We start from the raw sequence: 19,806 nt of genomic DNA, 5'->3' as shown, positions 1-19,806 counted from the left end.
TCAGTCATCGCCTTCCTCTATTATTTTAATAATTTCTTTATTAGTTTTTGCATTTTTAAGCCTTTCAACATTTTCTTCATATTGAACAGTGAGTGCTATTTTTGATAATATATTCATATGTTCTTCGCCTTTACCAGCAATTCCTATTACTATATAAGCTACATTTTCTTCTCCAAAATCTACCCCTTCAGGATATTGAGCTATAACTATGCCTGAATTTAAAATTTCTTTTTTATATTCATTCATTCCATGAGGTATAGCAACTCCATTTCCCATATATGTTGAAATTTCTTTGTCTCTAGCCTTCATTCCATTTATATAATTTTTATTTACATAGCCTTTTGATACCAGAAGCTTTCCCACCCTTTCTATAGCTTCATCTTTTGATTCTGACTTTAAATTTAATAAAATATTATCCTCTTCTAAAATCTTTCTACCCATTAACATCATCCTCCTTATTCGCAATACATATCAAAGAGCTCCTAATTTTCCTAATGTTCCCTGTCTTTAAAGTTTCAACAAATCCCTCTCTTTCAATTAGCGATATGCTTATTTTTCCTAAAAACTGCAGTACATAATCACTTTCATTATTGCGCGCTAAAAGTACCAAGAAGGCATTTACGTTCTCTGTAGAGAAACCTTCACTTGACATTGGAAAATATTTATCAACATAATATACCCCAACAAAAGGTTTAATCATTTCATCACTTCTAGTATGAAGAAGCGCCATCCCACTTTTAGGTACTACAACATTACCTTTTTCTTCTCTTTTTAATATTAATCTCTTTATTTCCTCTTTACTCCTGCTTATGTTACTTTCATAAATATCATCTGCAATACAATCTATTAATTCATTAAAAGTATTAACTTTGAACTTTTTTAATTTTAGATTCTTGAAAATTTCATTTATAAGCTCGTATTCTTCATTCAATTCATTAAAGCTTAAATTATCTGAATAATTTACAGTTAAATTTTGTTTTTTCATCTTAATCCTAAAAATAAAATCCTTTACTTCATCTACATTTTCTTTTGTCATAAATGGTGAAACAACAATCACATTGTCCATACCTAAACTAATCGGTACTGTTGACAAAATCAAATCATATTCATTTTTTGACAATTTATCATAAAGATCGTGTATAGAAGTAATATCTGTATTACCTATATCTGAAAAAAGATTTTTCACCTTGTTATTTAATATTTTTGCAGTGCTTATCCCACTTATGCAAACAATAAGCACATCTAATTTTTTTACAAATGCCTGCTTTCCTTGTATAGCAACCTCAATATGCATTGTAATATATCCAATTTCCTCCTCAGGAATTTTGATATTGTATCTGGAAAAAATCAATCGACATTCATTGTTTATTATGTCAAACAGTTTAGAATAATGTTCTTTTATTTCATTTACTAAAGTGTTTATAATATCCAGTCCTAAATTAAGCATATGAAATGTTTGTTTTAAGTGTTGTGATAAATCTTCAAGTAATTTTTTATCCTTCGTAATATCTATTTCTATTTTTTTTGATACAGCGTTTATCAGCTCTTTACTAATACACTCATAGTTAATATCTGATTCTATAATACTTTTATTGCAGACATTATTATATTTATAATCGTTTAAATATAAGCATAGATATGCTAACTCATCTTCTGGCAGTGTTATATTACTTTCAGATAATTCTTCTTGTAATAATTTTAATTTTTTATATATCTTGCTATTTTCCATGTCTTGCTTAATTTTATCTGGTAAAGATATATTACTTCCGTCTTCTGTTTTCTTTATAGCGAGAAGTGTTAGAATAAATAGATTAAAATACTGAACATCATTGACCTTGATATCTCCAAAATCTAATTTGTGGAAGATTTCTTTGACAATATCAATTGTCTTAACTTGAAATATATCCTTAAAAAAAGATTGTACGATATTATCTACCTTATCTCCATAAATAAATGAAAATAAATATTCAAAAGGTTTAAAATTAAAAAACATCTCAATAAAAGCATTTCTTTTATTCCATTCTGATCCATTTATCTTTATCCCGTAAGTTCTTTTTCTCATTAAATATAAGTTTTTAGTTAAAAGCATTTTTTCAATACTATCTAAATCTTGACTTATGCTTCCCATTACTACGTTAAACTTATAGCTAAAATAAGATTCTTTTAAATAACCTTCTTCAAGTAATAACTCACACACAATTACTATCTTTCTCTGTTCTTTATTGTATAACCACAGAATAGGAATGGAACTTATTAAATTCTCTAGCTTTTTAATATTTTGCTTTTCTCCTGATATAATTAAATTCATATTTTCATAATATAAGATTGTCAATTTATAATCTTTAAGAATTTTATTTATAGAAGCAATTTCTCTCAATATAGTTCTTACACTTATAGCAAGTTCGTTATGAAGTACCTCAGCATTACAAGATTTTTTATTTATTAACTCGCTTAATATAAATTGCTGCCTAGGAGTTAAAGTATTCATAATTATCACCCAGATATTTTTTCCATGAATTCTACATATTTTGAACGATCTAAGAAATTCTTTACGGTTATTATAACTGCTTCTGGTACACAACTTCTTGCTCTTTCGCTTAAATTTTCTTGAACAAATACTACATCTGCATCTTTGGGAATGCTGTCAACTGAATAGTGCTCAACCCTTATCCCCTGAATATTTGCGTTTTTCAATTCTTTTTTTAATATTGATTCTCCCATTGCAGAAGATCCCATTCCTGCATCACAAGCAAAAATTATCAAATTAATATTTGAAAAATTATTTTCTTCATTATTATTTTTATTAACTACGTCTGTAGTACTAGCAGCTTGGTTTTTACTTTGACTTTTCATCTCCTTCATCTTATTTTGAGCTTTTTCAAAATCATCTGTTTTTTCTTCATCACTCTTGTCTCTCTTGAGTATTACTGATGCAACTAAAAATGATATTACTGTTCCAACAGCTACACCTGCTAATACAGACAATTCCTGACCTTTAGGGCACATTGCCATTAATGCTATTATACTTCCTGGTGAAGATGCTGCAACTAATCCTGCATGCAGTAAAGAAAACGTTAAATCTGCGCAAAATCCTCCAGCAATTACTGCTAGAATTAAAAATGGTTTCATCAAAACATAAGGAAAATAAATTTCATGTATTCCACCAAGGAATTGTATTATTGCTGATCCTGGAGCAGAACTTTTAGCTGAGCCCTTACCATATAAGCAGAATGCTAAAAGAATTCCAAAACCTGGTCCTGGGTCTGCTTCAAGTAAGAAGAATATTGATTTTCCAAGACTTTGCACTTGCTGAATTCCAAGCGGTGTAAATACACCATGATTAACTGCATTATTTAAGAACAATATTTTTGCTGGTTCTACAACTATTGCTATTAATGGAATCAGCCCTTTTTTAGTTATTGATAAAGCTATTGCTCCTAAACCATTTGATGCGCCTGCAATTATTGGCCCCATCAAAACAAAGGCAATTATAGCAAGTATTCCTCCTAAAATTCCTGCTGAGAAGTTATTTACAAGCATCTCGAAACCCATTGGAACCTTTGATTCTATAAGTTTATCAAACCTTTTTATTAGGTATCCACCTAAAGGTCCCATTACCATTGCCCCAATAAACATTGGTATAGAGGTTCCAACTATCATCCCCATAGTAGCTATCACCCCTACTACACCACCTCTAGTATCATACACAATTTTCCCACCTTGATATGCTATAAGCAGTGGAAGCATGTAATCGACCATAGGATTTACAAGTTTTGAAAGCTGAGAATTAGGAGTCCATCCTGTCTTAATAAATAATGCTGTTATTAACCCCCAAGCAATAAACCCTCCAATATTTGGCATAACCATTTTACTTAAGAAAGCACCAAAACTTTGAACAGTCTTTTTTAATGAGGATGATTTTAAACTTTGTTTGTCGTTTTTAATTATCTCCATATTATATCCCCCATATCCTTCACATTATTTCTTATTTCCCTCAAGTAAAATGATAAGCCAAAATACTGTCATTTTCAATTTGTACAAGTTTATTTTTGGTATACGTTTTCAATGACAATTTTAAAAATAAGATATTTCTAGAATTTACATTTCATGCATATACATTTTAAAATGTAGCAATTCCTAACTCAAAAATACAACTCGTATACTGTTTTGTTCAATCTAAAAGGCTATTGCACTAACTTTTTAGTGCAATAGCCTAAAATTTATTTCTAAGAAGCATAACTTTTAAAACGCTTATATGTATTCTTAATTTAACTCATAAGCTAATATATAAGACTAGCTGCTGCACACTAATCATCATAGGCAAGTTCAGACATTTGATCTAATGTAAGATAGAAGTGTTTTTCATGAATTCCATTAGCAACATGATGCATTGCTCCAAGCTTATGTGCCATTTTTTCTCTAGCTTCAATATCTACTTTTTCGTTCTCAGTAATAAAAATGTTCTTAAATTCATCAGTATAGGTGATGCCCTTCTCACTTACATTCCTAACATATCTATTTTGGGATAATATTTTTATTTTTTTGTAAATAGCTTATTACTCATTCGTATTCTTCTAATGTTATTTACTTTATTATACACAAAAATACCCTATAGAGTAGACTTCTTTATAATGTCTACTCTATAGGGTACATTTTAGTCTTTTTAAGCTTCTTTTTTCATTTTTTGAAACAATTTTTTGTAAAGATAATTTATTATATCACTTCTTTTTATTATTCCTATAAATACATTATTATCATCTATTACCGGAACAAAGTTCTGATTCATAGCCGTAGATACTAAGTCTTCTATATCAGAATCTATATGAACAGCTTTATTTGTAATATGCCTTGGAATGTCGTTTATTGAAACCTTATTGGTATTTTTAAAATCAAGCCCAGGTGTATTCTTCATCATCCAAAGCAAATCACCTTCAGTTAGTGTGCCTACATATCTACCCTTATCATCTAATATAGGAATTGCTGTGTATCTATGATACTCCATTCTTTCAAGAGCTTGTCTCATAGTTGAAGTTATCTTTTCACATATTACTTCACTTTTTGGAGTTAAAAAAAATGCTATATTCATAAGTCTATTTGCCCCTTTTCACTTTAACTATTATTAGAGATAAACCATCTGAAATCAGCATTTATTAATAAACCTTCTCTTGTTTTCCAAATGGTACCCCCTGTACCCTCATAAAATATTATATAACCTCTTTTTTTCAATGCCATTAAATAACTTTTAACTTTCTGTAAATTACGAGTTATGTATAGTAAACGTATACAATATTATTATACATGTTTTTCTATAATTAATCAATTTGTTATTTGAATTACAAAATTTTAGTGTATAATGAAAAATAAGGGCTATCCACGTTCTGTTAGGGGTTTAGGTAGTTAAAGAAACTTAAAAATCAAAATTTTCTATGAGTTTACAAATAAAGTTTACAAATAAAATTTACATATTACTAGCCTATGCTTTTGGATAGCCCTTAACTGCGTATTTATAAATTTAATAACACTAGTTGCATTTTTTTATTAAATTTATATCACAATTTGATTTTATCATTATTATGTTAAAAATCAATACTTATTTTTAAAAAAATATTGTTTTATTGGATTTTTTTTCATAATTTAAAAAAGCTCTGTTTTAAATAAGTGTAAAAATAAACATTTATCTAAAACAGAGCCTTTTTATTTAAGGCCTTCTAATTTATGTGTTAATTTTAAGTTTTCACTGTAATCAACACAGCAATCAATAACACTTGGAACCTTCTGCTTAAATGCATCCTCTAAAGTTGGAAGTAGTTCTTCCGCCTTATTAATCCTATATCCCTTAAGTCCCATGCTTTCTGCCAGCATTTTAAAGTCAGGATTAGTAAAATCTACGCATGCACTCTCTCCATATCTTTCTTCCTGCTTCCACTTTATAAGTCCATAATAGCCGTCATTAAATATTAAAGTTACAAATGGAGTTCCAACTCTTCTTGCAGTCTCAAGCTCCTGTGAGTTCATCATAAATCCGCCGTCACCTGTAACTGCTATAACCTTTTTATCTGGATTTATAAGCTTTGCAGCAAGTGCTCCTGGTATTGCTATACCCATAGATGCAAAACCATTGGATATTATGCAGGTATTTGGCTTTAAACAGTGATAGTGCCTTGCTATCCACATTTTATGTGCCCCAACATCGGAAATAACAATATCATCTGCACCCATCACTTTTCTTAAATCAAATAAAATCTTTTGAGGCTTCATTGGAAAAGCGTCATCATTTGCGTATTCTTCATAATCCCTTTGCATATCTTCTCTAATTTTTAACACCTGTTTAGGTGCTTCCTGTCTAGATGAACGTCTTACTATTTCATATACTGAGTCTGAAATATCGCCTATAACCTCAACCTCTGGGATATAACATCTATTAACTTCAGCCTTTTCCTCGCTTATGTGAATTATTTTTATATCACCTTTTGCATTCCACTTTTTAGGTGAGTATTCTATGATATCATAACCAATAGTTATTACTAAATCTGTTTTTTCAAATATGCGGTTTACATAATCCTTTTGAGCTAACCCCATACTCCATATTGATAGTGGATTTGTATATGGTATTATTCCTTTTCCCATAAAAGTATTTGCTACTGGGATATTTAATCTTTCTGCCATCTCAAGAACAGCTCTGCTTGCATTGGAACGTATTGCTCCATTTCCTGCAAGTATTAAAGGATTCTTTGCTCTTGATATTGCCACTGCTGCCTTTTCTATGCTGCTGTAAGATGCAAAACTTTTTTCGCATAATGCATGCTTTAACGGCTTAGCATCTGCTGGCATGCTTGCAATATTTTGAGGCAAATCTATGTGACAAGCTCCTGGCTTTTCTGTTGTTGCTGTTTTAAATGCTTTTCTGACTATTTCTGCTGCTGTATCTGGCCTTACAATCTGCTTGTTCCACTTTGTAACTGGTGCAAACATTGCAACTAAATCTAAGTTCTGATGTGATTCTATATGCATTCTATCCGTTCCTACTTGTCCAGTTATTGCTACAAGCGGTGCTCCATCAAGATTTGCATCGGCAACTCCTGTCATTAAATTTGTTGCCCCTGGTCCCAGTGTAGATAAACAAACTCCAGGCTTTCCTGTAAGTCTTCCGTATACATCGGCCATAAATGCAGCTCCCTGCTCATGACGCGTAGTTATAAATTTTATAGAAGATTTCTTTAATGCATTTATTAATGCTAAATTTTCTTCTCCTGGTATTCCAAATATGTACTTTACACCTTCATTTTCAAGGCATTTAACTACAAGTTCTGCTGTAGTTCCAACTTTAGATGTTTCATCCTCTGTTTTTTCTTTCTCCTTAACCGGCATATCATTATTCATTTGATTTTCCTCCCAAAAATGATAGTTATAATTTTTACCCTAAAACTATAATAGTATTTTATATATTTGATTACAATAGAAAATGAATAATTTTTAGTCATTTTTAAAACTTTTCGAAAAAAGTATGTCATTTGTCGCAAAAAAATCTCTAGTTTTCCTGGTTTTTTCGTAGAAATCGGAGTTGTTTTTGCATAATCAAAATTAATATCATTCATTTTGGTTATATGTATGCATAATTTTTTTCATAAATTGCATAAACAGCATAAAAAAACAAGCTTTAACCTAATATTTAAATATATTAGCCTATAAAGTGCCACTGCCATGCAAGTATTTAAAATTTAGTTGCACACATTACCCCTGTATTGCTATTTTCAAAGAAACTTATGTAATCAGCCATTTCTAATTACATCTACTGGGTCTAACCTAGAAGAATTTTTTGCCGGTATTATGGCTGCTATGCATGCTGATAGTACAGCAATTAAAGCAGAAAACATTATGAATTTATAATTTACGTATAGTGATATTATTGGAGTGCCATCTTGATTGCGGGCAAACCTTGTGAAAAAATACATCCAGGTTAGTCCAAGTAAAATACCCATTATGCTTCCTATAACACCAAGTATTAAACCCTCAGCGAGAAATATTAAGCTTGAAATTCTATCCTTTATTCCCATTGCCTTAAGTATTCCAATTTGTTTTGATTTTTGAAGTACTGTTATGGCAAGCACACTAGCTATCCCTAGAATTACAGATATAAGTACAAATACCTGAATCATTACGCTAGATACTGTATGTCCACTAAGTGCGCTTAATAAAGATGCATTTGTTTCCTTCCAGTTCGTGATTTTGAGATTATTGTCCTTTAACTTATCTTTTATATCTGTAAGTACGCCATCAACATTAAAAACATCCTTTACCTGCATTTCTATTGAAGTTGCCTTATCTCCAAAATTAAAGGTATCCTGAACTGTCTTCATAGTTGTGAGTATCCAGGATTTATTAATATTAGATGATTTTAAATCATAAAAACCTGTTATTATAACATCTCTTTTAATTCCTTGAGGGGTAAATATGGTAACTGTATCTCCCAGCTTTGCTCCTGACTCCTTTTGCAAATCAGTTCCCATAAGTACCTCATTATCAAACTCAGGCTCTTTTCCATAAATTATATTGTTATTTATCTTATAGATTGTATCTGCATCCTCAAAATTAAAACCTCTCAATAAAATTGGATAAGTTTTTTCCTTTCCGTATATCTTAACAAAAGCTGGAAAGTCCGCAGCAGCTGAAATACCTTTAACCTCGTTCTTAAGCTCTTTAATTTTTGTAACCTTACTTTCCCATGAAGCTATTGCCTTATCATCATTTTTTGAAGCTATTGTTATTTGAGAAGAGCTGCCTATAGTTTTATTTATAAGGTTATTTTGAACTCCTTCAATTAGTGTTCCTATGAATACCTGAATTGACACACCTACAGCAATGCCTAAAAAAATTATAATAGTTTGAACTTTAGTGTATTTTAAAAATCTAACTGCAATTTTAAATGCTAATCTCATTTTATTACCCCCAATTAAACCCATACTAAAATGTATTATTGTTCAACTACGAGTATACTTATGAAAATAAAAAATTTGCCACTTAAAAAAATCCTAATAAATCTAAAATTCCAAGATTTATTAGGATTTTTCAAATTATCTCCTATGCATTTGTTTCTACTTTTTTTACACTTGCTACAGCGAAAAACAAAACTATAAATATTGCTATAATGCCAATTTCCTTGCTCACACTCATAATTGAGCCTCCGCTTATAATCTTACCTGCCGCTTCCTTTGCCCAGGTTGTTGGAACAAAGTCACCTATTCTCTGAAGCAGCGGTGGCATAATTTCGCTAGGCCAGAAGCAACCCCCAAGCATTATGATTGGTGTACTTATTAACATTACTAAAGAGCTTGCCTGTTTTAAGGTTTTTGATCTGTTGCAAATGGCCACGCCTAACGTAACACACGAAATTCCAAATATAAATAGTACAATAAGCAAATTAAGAATTGATGAACCTAAATAAATATTCATAGCATATTTCATTATAAGTAACACTGCTGATATTTGTATGAAGGTTACCACAACAAAGCTTAATATGCACTGTGCAATGTAGTTAAAGGACTTTATTCCAAAACCAAATATTCTTCTATAAACTCCATCCTTTTTATCCTGAAGAATAAGAGTAGTTACCATAGTACTTAAATATACAACGCTCATTATTAAATATCCAATAAAATTAGAGGATGCTTCCTCTTGATTCTTTTGATTACTTGCATATCTAATCTCTGATGAGAAACTTCCTTTTTGATACTCCTTAATTCCAGCATAAAACTTATCACTGTCTCCATTAACTGCTTTTGCTATATTTTTTGCAGCATTAGTAAAACTGTTAATGTAGTATTTTAAGGAGGAATCATTAGTGATACCCTTAATTCCATACATCTCAATTTTTAAGCTGCCTGAATTGCTCATTATGTCTTCTGTAAAACCTTTTGGAATAATGACTGCTGTATCAATTTCTTTATTTATAATTTTATCCTTAATTTGATTCCTTGAAATAACTTTAATTTCTTCTCCATTTTTTTCAAGGTTGTTCTTTATAATTGCAGTAAGCTTTGAATTATCATTATCAACTAAACCTACTTTTATGCCTGGGGCTGCACCGTTTGTAATACCTCCCATCAATGTAATAAAGCCTATAGGTAGTACAAACATAACCACTAAGTTGAGTTTCTTTCTAAATATCCTCTTCAAATTATTAAAAAATATGGTCATACTAATTTCCTCCTTGCAAAGACTGAAGCTCCAATCAAGATTACTATGGACATTATAATAATTATTAATATGGATTTTTGTGCCTCAGCTATTGAACCTCCATAAATGGAATTAAATAAAGCAGATTGTGCAAGCTGATTAGGAACGTATTTTACAATTGGACTATCCGAAAGTCCAACTTTAAAGTATCCCCCAGATACAAATGTGAATATAGGCGTTACAATGCTTATAAGTGCAGAAGCCTTCTTATCATCACCTGTAAAAGACATAAATAAGATTCCCATTGACGTTGTAAATATTGACATTGCTCCCATTACACCCACTACAATTAGAGGATTACTTCCCCAGTTTGAACCATATGCATACTTTGTAAATAATACAAGAACTAAGGCTTGAAGCAGCAGTGTAAAAATAGCACCAAATACAACTCCAATTAAATGTTGAAAGGTTGTTATGCCTGTACCCTTGATTCTTTTTCCAATTCGATCATAAAATAAATTCTGAATTTCTGAGGCTCCATAATTAGCACCATACATTAATATCATTACAAGCATAGTTACAGAATAATAATCTATTGCTCTTGGACTTTTTCCATCCACGCTTATATAGTTTTCAGATATATTGCTGCTTTCTACATAATTTGTTCTTGATCTTGTTATTTTAGAAGTCGTCATAATGGTATTAGCTGCGTCATTATAGCTATCTACTATGCTTTTTACAATTTCATTTCTTAACGTACTTTTTTCATTCTCGTAAATTTGAATTTTGCTCTTTTTATCATTGGTAAAATTATGTGTATAACTATGATCTATATATAGCATTGCTGATACTGTACCATCATCTACAAGCTTTTTACCATCAGCATAGGAACTTACGCTTTTGATTTTCAACAGTTTTTTTATTTCGTTATTTTTTAGAAAATTATCAAAGCTTTTAGAAGCCTCTCCACTATCTTTATTTAAATAGCAAACTTCAGTCTTACCAGCATCCTCAACCGAAAAGTTACTGGCATTTTTTAGTGCACTTCCAAGAATCAGTATTAAAACTATAGGCAAAAGCATCATCATTAAAAGAACTTTTCTATCTCTTAAATTTATTTTAATTACATTTAAAGCTATATAAATTGCATTCATTACTTTTCCCCCTTAATCTCTAAGCTTTCTTCCAGTTAAGGTTAAAAAAACACCTTCAAGCGTAGGTTTTTCAACGTTTATTGAAACTAACTTACTCTTGAATTCAGCAATTTTAGCTGTAATAGCACTTATATTTCCGCTGTTTTTTTCTGAGGATATCTCTATAACATTATTTGTAACCTGGCACTTTTTAACACCTTGCACGGATTTAATTGCACTTATCAAATTATCATCAATATAGGATACTTCAAGCTGTACTCTTTCTTCATGTGAAATCAATTCCTTTAGTTGTTCCTTTGTACCAGTTGCTATTTCTTTTCCATGATCAATTATTGTTATTTTGCTGCATAGCACTTCTATTTCCTCCATGTAATGTGAAGTATATATTATTGTTGAACCCATCTCGTTAAGCCTTTTAACGGATTCAAGTATATGATTTCTTGACTGAGGATCTATTCCGACCGTTGGTTCATCCATTATTATCAGCTTTGGATGATGCACTATGGCACATGCAATATTAAGCCTTCTCTGCATTCCTCCAGAATACTGTCCTGGCTTATCCTTTCTTCTATCCCAAAGCTCCGTAAAATCAAGTGCTTCTTTAATTCTCTCTTTAAGAAGTGCTCCTCTAAGTCCGCTTAGTCTTCCAAAAAACTGTACATTTTCATATGCTGAAAGGTCTTCAAACACTGCAATATCCTGTGGTACAACTCCTATATTTTTCTTTATTTCCGTTTCATTAGTTTTTAAATCCTTACCGAATACAAGTATCTGCCCTGCATCTATTTTGTTCAAGCCTATTATAGTGTTTATTGTTGTGGATTTTCCTGCACCATTTGGTCCTAAAAGCCCATATATTTCTCCTTCTTCTATATTTAAATTCAAATTATCTACTGCTAAAAAATCTTTATACTTCTTTTTAAGGTTCTTAATTTGTAATATCATACATAGTACCTCCGCATCTCCATTTATCTCTATGCATCTATAGTACTAATTTTTAGCTTTATGAAATAGTGAGATTTAACACTTTGTGATGTGACATTTGTCATAAAAGTATATTATTAAAATTACGTTTTACAGTTATACGGATTATTGTGATATAATTTATTATTATGTAAAATTATACATTTCGGAGGCCAAATTGAAAGGAATTAACAATTATGAAAATTAATACGCTAACTTTATTATTTAAGGATGCGCTAAAAAGTATTAAAAGAAATGCTGTTATTAGTATCGCCTCCATTGCCACGGTAATGGTAACATTATTTGTTTTAGGCCTGTTTTTAATATGTCTATTAAATATAAAACTAGAGATTATTGCTTATGCTAATCCAAAGCTGGAAATGCAGGTGCTTTTGAATAATAATATAAAAATTGCAGAACAGAAAAAAATATATAATAAGATAAAATCAATACCCTGTGTAACTAGTATTTATTTCCAAGATAAAAAGCAAACTGCAATAAACTTAAAAAAGAAATTAGGCGATAAATCCAAATTTTTATTATTATCTTATGTAAAAAACAATAATACACTACCAGCATCATATGTAATTAAAGCAAATACACCAGATAATGTAACTGCCATAATTTCTGAACTTAATGGTATACAGGGTATAACTGAAATTGATAGTGGAGAAGAAATTATAAAGAAGCTTTCAAAGATCACTAAAGTAGCACAACAAATAGGTACAACCATTTTTATTATATCTGCAATAACAACAATTATTCTAATTAGCAATACAATAAAACTTGCAGCATATTCAAGGCGTGAAGAAATCAAAATAATGAAATCTATTGGTGCAACTGATTGGTTTATTACATGTCCATTTATTTTTGACGGAATGATAATTGGTTTCTGTGGGTCAGCCATGGCAATACTAGAAATTTATCTCTTATATAATTTTATATATAAAAAAGTAACTTCTTATTCAATATCAACATTTCTAAGTCTTGTAAATCCATCTTTCATACTCACAGCTATGTCCTGGAGCTTTATACTTATTGGAACATTTATAACTGCAATGATAAGCTATTCTTCTATACAAAAATTTTTAAAGGTACAATAAATTAATTTAACTACTGTAATTATAAAAAGTGCGAACTAAACCCTCTCGTTGTGTATAGTTCGTACTCTTTATACTTATTCACTAAAAATTCTTCAAATAAAATATAGCAAGCTGGGTTCTATCCCTAAGCTCAAGTTTTTCAAGTAAATTAGTAACATAATTTCTTATAGTTCCCTCTCCCAAATGGATTTCCGCTGATATTTCCTTGTTTGAAAGACCTTCCCCTATAAGCTTTAATATGCCTATTTCTCTATCAGTTAAATTGTATTTACTAATATCTTTTTTATTTTCATTTTTGATTAGAGAAGACAAAGTTTCTGCAACATTTTTTTCAAGAACCATATTGCCTTTTACAACCGCTTTAAGGCTGTCCACTATACTGTCTGAGGACTGATTTTTTAGTATATACCCCTCAGCACCATTTTTAATTGCTTCTTTTATATACTCATCATCTTTGAAGGTTGTTAATATAACCACCTTTATATCCTTAAAGCTTGATTTTATAAGTTTTGTCCCTAAAACACCATCCATAACCGGCATCCTTACATCCATAAGTACAATATCTGGACCAAGCTTCTGGCAGTTGTCGAAAGCCTCCTGTCCATTGGAAGCCGTCCCCACTATTTCTATTTCATCATCTAACCCAAGCAGTATGCTTAAACTCTCTCTTATTAAAGCGTCATCATCAACTATTAGTACTTTCAAAAATTTTACCCCCTTTTATATCATGTGGAATTATAAAAACTATTAAAAATCCATCTTCTCCGCTTACATTTAGACTTCCTCCAAAGTTTTTCACTCTTTCCCTCATTCCGCTTATACCAAGTCCTTCTTTAAATTTGTCACTGCCAGCCCCATTATCCTTGATATATACTCTTGTGTAATTATCAGTTATATCTATAGATATTTTAATCTTCGATGCATCAGAATACTTTGACGCATTTGTAAGAGCTTCTTTAATATTAACTGCTATAAGCTCTAGCTGCTCTGGTAAAATTAAGTTAACATTTCCACTGTAATCAAATTCAACTTCACAAAACTTAAATTCGTTAATTATATTTGCTATGTACTCTATTCCTAAATCCTCTTTCGGTTTTATATTATGTACAGTGTCTCTAAGCACATTTAAAGAGTTTGCAAGACCAGCTACACTTCTCTTTAACATTTCTTTAGCCTTAGCTTCATCCTTATCATAAAGCTTATCTACCACTTGAAGCTGCATATATATTCCGGCAATGCTGTGGCCTATGTTGTCGTGTATGTTTCTCGCAATCCTGTTTCTTTCCTTAACTTCAGCTATGTGTGCAGTTTCTTTAGCAGAACCTAAAAGCTTAACCTTGGCACTTTCAAGTTCATACCTAAGTCTTCTTTCACTATCCAAAGTTTTTTTATAAATTTCTGTCTTAAGCTTCATTTTCCTGGATACATAGGCTAATATTCCAACCAGTGCATAGAAAATAAATATATTAAAATCCTCAAGCTTTAAAAAGTGTACCGTTCCCCAAGCCAAGAGGATAATCCCTAAATAAAACTCATCATATATAAGATCAAAGAAAACTATAGCATATAAAAACACAAATTTAACATTTACATAGGCTGCTAAAGAAATAACGACAAATTCAAATATATCAGTATATTTAGATGTATAAAATCTTTCCTTTAAAATGCAAACAGCCGCAGTAAACAAAATCCATACAACAATATGGTAACCTTGAACATTCTTAATCCCAAGTTCAATTAAAACATATATAAAAAATAATACTTTTATAGCATAAGAAAATATCTTATTCATAATATCTCCTTTATCAATTTACTATGTCCTTTTTAGTAATTACGCCAAGCAGCAAAAATACCAAGGAAAACAACAAAAGTACAGATAAATCAGCTACAATTTCAGTATAACTTTTTTGTTCTAATACATTCTTAGTAGCCTTTACAATCCAAGTTGTAGGAATAAATTGAGCAATGTACTGGAATACTTTAGGAGTGACAGAAACATCCCAGAAACAGCCTCCAAGCATAACAAGTGGGACAATAACTACAAATTCAATAATATTAGCCTTAAAAAAAATCTTACTTATATAATTAAAAAATAATGCTAAGGCCACAGCTGTAATGGAAAATACACTGTACAATAAAAGTAATTCAAAAACATAGTTCAGCATAAGTGATTTATATTGAAGGATAAGCACAGCAAAATTTACAATTACTTGAGAAATCTCTAATATAAATAATGTAAATATATTCTGAAGCATATAACTTTTTACCGTTATCGGAGCGGCAAAAAATCTAAGCTTCTCCTCCTTGTCCCCCATAACTTTTCTTGTCATACTAAACGCATTATATATCATAAAAACAACTAAAAACTTAAGTGCTAGATATATGTCTCTCTTTTTATTTGATTCCAGCTGCAAAACCTTCAAATTTTTCTTTTCCATAAGCTTATTGATATTTTTATAAAATACACTAGAATTTTTCTTAGCTTTTACTGCTGCAGTATTAGCCATATGTATAAATGATGATATATTTAAATTTATTAGCTTTGAGGAACTGTCTTCTTTATCGTAAAAAGCCTCTACCTTAGGTACATTTCCATGAATTATTTCCTTTGTAAAGCCTTTATGTATAACAAAAGCATATTCTATTTCCTTACTTAAAATTTTATCATTGATTTCATTTTTATGTATATATTCAATTTCATAAGAACTACTTAAGCTTTTTATCATAACATCAGTTAAAGGAGTATTATCATAATTTACAACTGCCACCTTAAATTGGCGAGAATCAAAGCTAATTTGTGTTACTAAAAGTGATATTATAATGGGCGCTATATACATGGTTAAAATTTCTCTTTTTCTATTTAAAATTCTCTTTATATTAAATATAAACACTGTCATCTTGTGCGCCTCCTAGTTAAAAGCATTGAAATTCCAAATAGCAGCGTAGCTAATGCTATAAGCTCTAGATAAAATAAGCCTATATTTTGTCCATATCCATAAATTATTTTAAATACTATATTCTGCTCTGCATAGCTTGGCGAAAATATACTCATTTTCCTTAAACCTTGGCTAAAAAAGCTTGTTGGAATATATCCTCCTCCCAAAAGCGTAAAGATTATGGCGAAGGTCTGTATGATATATGAAGCTGTTGCTCCATCTCTAACTATGAGACAAGTTGCCATACCAAAATTCACAGCCAAAAATGAAAATAAAATTATTGGGAACATCAGCGAAACATAATTTTCTCCCCAATAGGCCTTGTAAAACACCCTAGAAATTGCAATTATAATAACAACTACTAAAAACATCATCATAATTACTCCAAGCATTTTTCCAATAATAATTTTCTCTCTTTTAACAGGAAGCCCTGCAGTCCTATTTATAATCTCCTCTTCTTCACTTATAAGCCCTATGCCGTACTCTGCTGAATATAAAATAATCATTATTAACATGGTTACAGAGTAATAATTTATGGCTGAGTTTATCCTTTTATTTGAAGTTATTTTAACACTTTTTATACTATTATCATTAATAATTGTATTTCCCGAGAAATTATAAGCATTTATGAAGGTTGTAATTAAAGACTCATCAGCATTTTTCTCAGAATCAATATATAATTTTATGTTGCCTTTATTTTTAATTTCAATAAAACCATTATATTGTCCTTCTTTTAAGCCCTCCACAGCTTCTTTCCTTTGCTTTACTCTAACAAGTTTTATTTCTTTACTAAAGTCTCCGTTTTTCTTTAAAAAACCATCTATTGCTTGAAACTCCTTGTCACTACTTGAGTAAACTACTACACATTCATTAAACTTAATGTTACCTTCATGCATAATATTTAATGAATTTCCTAAAATAAGTATTAAAATTAAAGGAAGAAATATCATTTGTGGAACACAACTTTTAAATTCCTTTTTGAAGACATAATAGGCTATATGCAGAATTCTCACATTTTTTCCTCCTCTAGTTTCTAAGTGTTCTTCCCGTAAGTGTCAAAAATACAGTTTCAATATTAGGCTTATCTATATCTATGTCCATAATTTCAATTCCATCGGTCACAAGCATGTCTATTATTTTTCCAAGATTTTTGCTATCCTTCTTAGAAATTATATAAATATATTCTTCATTTATACTGCATTCCTTCACACCATATATTTGTTTTATTTTATCTACAATTGTGTAATTTAAACTTGAAACCTTTATCCTTACTTTTTCTTCTGTTGATATCATGCTTTTTAGCTCATCCTTAGTTCCTCTTGCAATTATTCTGCCATGATCCAGTATTATTATGTGGTTACATAGCCTCTCCACTTCCTCCATATAATGAGAGGTATATATGACAGAGGTTCCTTTCCTGTTAAGCTCCTCAATCCCTTGTATAATATGGCTTCTAGATTGTGGATCTATTCCTGCTGTTGGTTCATCCATAATTATAAGCTTGGGCTTATGTACAATTCCACAAGCAATATTAAGCCTTCTAAGCATTCCACCTGAAAAAGCTTTTGGTGACTTTTTTCTTTCCTCCCAAAGCCCACAAAAATTTAAGGCTTCCTCTACACACTCTCTTAGATATTTTCCTCTAAGTCCATATATTCCCCCAAAATACATTACATTATCATAAGCATTTAAATCATAATATATGGATATATTTTGCGTAACTATACCAATATGCTTTTTTATATCAAGCTCGTTTGTTTTTAGCTCCTTTCCAAATACCTTAATGTCTCCTGAATCTATGCTTTTAAGACCAATTAAGCAATTTATAATGGTAGTCTTTCCTGCTCCATTGGGTCCCAAAAGTCCTAGTATTTCTCCTTCTTTTACACTAAAGCTGACATTATCAACTGCTAAAAACTCATCATAGCGTTTTACCAAGTTTTTTATTTCTAATAGCATGCTGTATCCCATCCTTAAAGTTTTGCATTGATAACTCTATTTTATCAAACAGTATTAAAAAATCATACATTAGAAAAATTATTTTAAATGAAATAATTTAAGAGCATCAGCTTCATGCATTATTTAAAATAAAGAAATAATGCATATAAAGCCGATGCTCTTAATAAAAATAAACTATTTCAGCTAACTAAACTTTATAATATTCTATATTCAATATACAAGCCTTCTCTGAGTAGCCAATTTACTTATATGGTAACTATCTAAGGTACATTCAAAAATTGCTTTGCATAGTCTACAATAGCTTGTCCTTTTGTTCCTGATGGAGTTGGAACTGCATCAGATAGCCACACATGTATTTTAGTTGTAGCACCGCCATAATCATAGAAACCTGCTATTCCTGCTGGATTATTAGGACCTTGAAAAAGTCCTGCTACAACTCTTCCTGTGAGGTTATTTGCATTATAACTATTTCCCGTTAGCCAATCAAAACTGTCGTTGTGTGAGAAGGAACTTCCTGTAGATTGAAACATATATTCTCTTGTAGTGCTGCTGCCTAAATCATAAAATACTGATATGTCATCTCTACCAGTCCCAGTAAAGTCACCTGCTACAACTCTTCCTGTAATTTTGTTAGCATCAAAAGAACCTGCATCACTCTTCCACCATCCACTATTAGAAGCATAGGAAAAGGAGCTTCCACTTGAAAGCCATGTGTGTATACTTGATGTAGCACCACCATAATCATAGAAAGCTGCTATTCCTTCTGGCTTATCTTTACCTTGAAAATATCCTGCTACAACTCTTCCTGTGAGCTTATTAGCATCATAACTGTTTCCTGTTACCCAATCAAAATTGCTATTGTGTGTAAAAGAACTTCCTGTAGATTGAAAAACCATTAATTTAGTTGATGTATTTCCACAATCGTAGAATACAGCTACATCATCACGTCCATCTCCTGTAAAATCACCTGCTACAACTCTTCCTGTAATTTTATTGGCATCAAAGGAACCACTTCCTGATATCCAATCGAAGCTATCAACATGTGTAAAGGAACTTCCATTAGAAAGCCATACAAACATTCTAGTTGTACCGTTTCCATAATCATAAAATGCAGCTATATCATCATAACCATCACCATTAAAGTCACCTGCAACAACTCTTCCAGTAATTTTATTAGAATCAAAGGAACCACTCCCTGATGTCCAATCAAAGCTGTCGACGTGCGTAAAAGAACTTCCGTTAGAATTCCAAACGATAAGTTTTGTTGTACTATTGCCGCAATCATAAAAAGTTGCTATACCTTCTGGCTTGTCCTTTCCTTGAAAATGCCCAGAGACAACTCTTCCTGTTACTTTGCTTGCATCAAAGGAACCAGAATCACTAGCCCACCATCCATTATTTGACACGTAATGCATAGTACTTGCATAGGCGGGCTTATTGCTAAGAAAAAACACCCCGATAATTACGGCCATAGCCGAAACTACCTTCAAGATACTTCCTTTAAAGACCTTATCCATA

Annotated in this window: 16 protein-coding genes; 1 reads left to right on the top strand and 15 read right to left on the bottom strand. The window is 30.9% G+C overall.

What is annotated here, in order from left to right; translation table 11 throughout:
* The 9 genes from ACJDT4_RS07020 to ACJDT4_RS06980 form a co-directional block, all read right to left on the bottom strand.
* Complete coding sequence (locus ACJDT4_RS07020) at window positions 1–441, bottom strand: PTS mannitol transporter subunit IIA (protein WP_406786839.1); 441 nt, start codon at window positions 439–441, stop codon at window positions 1–3.
* Window positions 434–2,488 carry a BglG family transcription antiterminator gene (locus tag ACJDT4_RS07015; protein WP_406786838.1) on the bottom strand — a complete coding sequence of 685 codons (2,055 nt, stop codon included), beginning with the start codon at window positions 2,486–2,488 and terminating at the stop codon, window positions 434–436. The genes ACJDT4_RS07020 and ACJDT4_RS07015 overlap by 8 nt, the downstream gene beginning before the upstream one ends.
* A 5-nt stretch (window positions 2,489–2,493) precedes the next feature.
* Window positions 2,494–3,954 (bottom strand): PTS mannitol transporter subunit IIBC, encoded by a 1,461-nt coding sequence (locus ACJDT4_RS07010; protein ID WP_406786837.1) that lies wholly within the window; start codon window positions 3,952–3,954, stop codon window positions 2,494–2,496.
* A gap of 709 nt (window positions 3,955–4,663) precedes the next feature.
* Entirely contained in the window at window positions 4,664–5,086 is a 423-nt protein-coding gene (locus ACJDT4_RS07005) for a CBS domain-containing protein (RefSeq protein ID WP_406786836.1), read from the bottom strand.
* 608 nt (window positions 5,087–5,694) lie between these two features.
* The gene (locus ACJDT4_RS07000; RefSeq protein WP_406787008.1) at window positions 5,695–7,368 is read right to left on the bottom strand and encodes an acetolactate synthase large subunit; all 1,674 of its coding nucleotides are present in this window, start codon (window positions 7,366–7,368) and stop codon (window positions 5,695–5,697) included.
* Between the two features lie 401 nt (window positions 7,369–7,769).
* The gene (locus ACJDT4_RS06995) at window positions 7,770–8,936 is read right to left on the bottom strand and encodes an ABC transporter permease (RefSeq protein ID WP_406786835.1); all 1,167 of its coding nucleotides are present in this window, start codon (window positions 8,934–8,936) and stop codon (window positions 7,770–7,772) included.
* A 142-nt stretch (window positions 8,937–9,078) separates the two neighbouring features.
* Window positions 9,079–10,194, bottom strand: coding sequence for an ABC transporter permease (locus ACJDT4_RS06990; RefSeq protein ID WP_406786834.1), 1,116 nt, complete (start codon window positions 10,192–10,194; stop codon window positions 9,079–9,081).
* A complete protein-coding gene (locus ACJDT4_RS06985; RefSeq protein WP_406786833.1) occupies window positions 10,191–11,327 on the bottom strand; it encodes an ABC transporter permease in 1,137 nt (378 codons plus the stop codon). The genes ACJDT4_RS06990 and ACJDT4_RS06985 overlap by 4 nt, the downstream gene beginning before the upstream one ends.
* 12 nt (window positions 11,328–11,339) lie before the next feature.
* On the bottom strand, window positions 11,340–12,272 hold the full coding sequence (locus ACJDT4_RS06980) for an ABC transporter ATP-binding protein (protein ID WP_406786832.1): 933 nt from the start codon (window positions 12,270–12,272) through the stop codon (window positions 11,340–11,342).
* Between the two features lie 215 nt (window positions 12,273–12,487).
* Between ACJDT4_RS06980 and ftsX the strand changes: the two genes are divergently transcribed.
* Window positions 12,488–13,393, top strand: coding sequence for a permease-like cell division protein FtsX (ftsX, locus tag ACJDT4_RS06975; RefSeq protein WP_406786831.1), 906 nt, complete (start codon window positions 12,488–12,490; stop codon window positions 13,391–13,393).
* 81 nt (window positions 13,394–13,474) lie between these two features.
* On the opposite strand, the gene ACJDT4_RS06970 is transcribed toward ftsX, so the two are convergent.
* The 6 genes from ACJDT4_RS06970 to ACJDT4_RS06945 all read right to left on the bottom strand — a co-directional run bounded on the left by ACJDT4_RS06970 (window position 13,475) and on the right by ACJDT4_RS06945 (window position 19,805).
* Window positions 13,475–14,098, bottom strand: coding sequence for a response regulator transcription factor (locus ACJDT4_RS06970; RefSeq protein WP_406786830.1), 624 nt, complete (start codon window positions 14,096–14,098; stop codon window positions 13,475–13,477).
* On the bottom strand, window positions 14,079–15,185 hold the full coding sequence (locus ACJDT4_RS06965; protein ID WP_406786829.1) for a sensor histidine kinase: 1,107 nt from the start codon (window positions 15,183–15,185) through the stop codon (window positions 14,079–14,081). Before ACJDT4_RS06965 ends, ACJDT4_RS06970 begins: the two co-directional genes overlap by 20 nt.
* A 13-nt stretch (window positions 15,186–15,198) precedes the next feature.
* Complete coding sequence (locus ACJDT4_RS06960) at window positions 15,199–16,290, bottom strand: ABC transporter permease (RefSeq protein WP_406786828.1); 1,092 nt, start codon at window positions 16,288–16,290, stop codon at window positions 15,199–15,201.
* Window positions 16,287–17,342 (bottom strand): ABC transporter permease, encoded by a 1,056-nt coding sequence (locus tag ACJDT4_RS06955; RefSeq protein WP_406786827.1) that lies wholly within the window; start codon window positions 17,340–17,342, stop codon window positions 16,287–16,289. The genes ACJDT4_RS06960 and ACJDT4_RS06955 overlap by 4 nt, the downstream gene beginning before the upstream one ends.
* 13 nt (window positions 17,343–17,355) lie before the next feature.
* Complete coding sequence (locus ACJDT4_RS06950; RefSeq protein ID WP_406786826.1) at window positions 17,356–18,288, bottom strand: ABC transporter ATP-binding protein; 933 nt, start codon at window positions 18,286–18,288, stop codon at window positions 17,356–17,358.
* Window positions 18,289–18,548: 260 nt separating this feature from the next.
* Window positions 18,549–19,805 carry an FG-GAP repeat domain-containing protein gene (locus tag ACJDT4_RS06945; protein WP_406786825.1) on the bottom strand — a complete coding sequence of 419 codons (1,257 nt, stop codon included), beginning with the start codon at window positions 19,803–19,805 and terminating at the stop codon, window positions 18,549–18,551.
* Window position 19,806: the final 1 nt, after the last annotated feature.

This window comes from Clostridium neuense (assembly GCF_045310695.1).
In the GTDB taxonomy this organism is placed as follows: domain Bacteria; phylum Bacillota; class Clostridia; order Clostridiales; family Clostridiaceae; genus Clostridium_S; species Clostridium_S neuense.
The sequence above is the reverse complement of the archived record's forward strand: the minus strand, read 5'-3'. Positions and strand labels throughout refer to the sequence as shown.